At 74.6% G+C, this 1,624-nt stretch carries 1 protein-coding gene; it reads right to left on the reverse strand.

The features are described from left to right. The coding region (locus tag PROKR_RS33825; RefSeq protein WP_211240021.1) for an alpha-N-acetylglucosaminidase TIM-barrel domain-containing protein at positions 1-1,624 on the reverse strand (1,624 nt) is incomplete at both ends.

The following is a 1,624-nucleotide window of genomic DNA, read 5'->3' on the forward strand; positions in this document are numbered from 1 at the left end:
CCCCGCGTCGGCGAGGCGGGGGAGGCCGGCCTCGATCGCGGGGTCGTTCTCGGCGTCGACGTCGGACGACGGGGTGGGCGGCTGAGGGCCGGGGACCGCCTCGCCGGCGCTGCGCTGAGCCGGGAACGGGAGGCCGGCGCCCCAGGGCCGGGCGATGACCGGCGTCGGGATCGAGCGGGTGCGACCGGGACCGTAGAGCGTCGAACAAATAGTGTGCCAAGCGCGTAGCGCCATGTGAGCCGCACCGTGCATCGGATCACCGGCGGCCCAGGAACCCGCGAGCCCGTAGCGGGTGAGCACGAAGTTCTCGATCCAGGCGTCGAGACCTGCGGGGGAGCGCGGGGCGTCGTCCCAGGCGAGGTCCGTGGCGAGCTCGTAGAAGATCTCGTTGTTCTCGATCGCCTCGGGTGCCAGGCCGACACCTCGCAGGTGCGGCACGCCGTCGGGCAGCGCGGCCACGTCCCGGACGAGTCCCGCCAGGTCGCCGAACAGCGCGGGTCGCCCGCCGAAGTTGTGCAGCGCGCACCAGACCCAGGGCCGCCCGGCGAGCGGGGCGCCGTCGGCCAGCAGCGCGGCGTGCAGCGGCACGTGCTCGCCCCAGAGGTCCAGCACGAGCGTGCGGTCCACGGGCACGTCGCCCAGGTACGCGGCCACCCGGTCCGGCGTCCAGAACGCGCCCTTGTAGTGGAAGGGCCACCCCTGCAGCACCCAGACCGGCTCGGGTTCCCCGGCGTCCTGAGCCGCCGCGGCGAGCGCGCGGTACGTCCCGCGTCCGGCGGAGCGCAGGTGGTCGACGTCGTCCGACGGCGGCACGGACTCGATGTACGGGTCCACCGCGTAGAACCCCGTGCCGGGGCCGAGCAGCTCGCGCTGTACCCGGCCGAACGTCGTGTGCAGGTCCTGGAACCGGGCCGACTCGGGGTGCAGCAGCGGGATGTGCCAGCCCTGCCACTCGATCTCGTCGTAGCCGTCCGTCCCGTCACCGTTCGTGTCATCACCGCTCGTGTCGTCCTTGCGGTACCCGCCGGACGCTGCGCCCGCGCCCGCGAGCGACGGCGGCACGTGCCCGCCGAACCCGGGCAGCACCGGCGTCATGCCGAGCTCATGCATCCGCGCCAGGATGCGCCGGGCCAGGTCGACGCGGCGCTCGGCCCAGCGCGCGGGCAGCGGACCGCCGAACGAGTGCATGCCGCCCATGAACGTCCACGGGAAGTGCGCGGCGCCGCCGATCCACTCGGCCACCTCGGCGTCGGGCAGCCCGGCCCGGCGGAAGGTCTCGGCCAGCACGGCCTCGTGGGCCACGAGCATGAGCGGGTGCGTGACGCCGTGCAACGCCATCCAGTCGATCTCGCGCTCCCAGCGGTCCCAGCCCCAGAACGACGTCGAGTACCCGAAGGTCACCACGTTCAGGTAGTACCGCACGGCGTGCGGCGTCGAGACGCCGGTCCGAGGCGCGTCGGGGAGGGGTCCCGTGCCCACCTGTGGCCGCGGGTGCGCCTTCGGTCCGACGGCGGCCTCCGGTCCTGCACCCACCCAGGGTCGCTGCCAGGTGAGGCGCGTGCCCAGGTGGGCGCGCACGTAGCGCGCGAGGGCGACCGAGGCGGCGACGGGGTCCGACGCGCGG

This window comes from Promicromonospora kroppenstedtii DSM 19349, from assembly GCF_000515355.1.
Taxonomy (GTDB): Bacteria; Actinomycetota; Actinomycetes; order Actinomycetales; family Cellulomonadaceae; genus Promicromonospora; species Promicromonospora kroppenstedtii.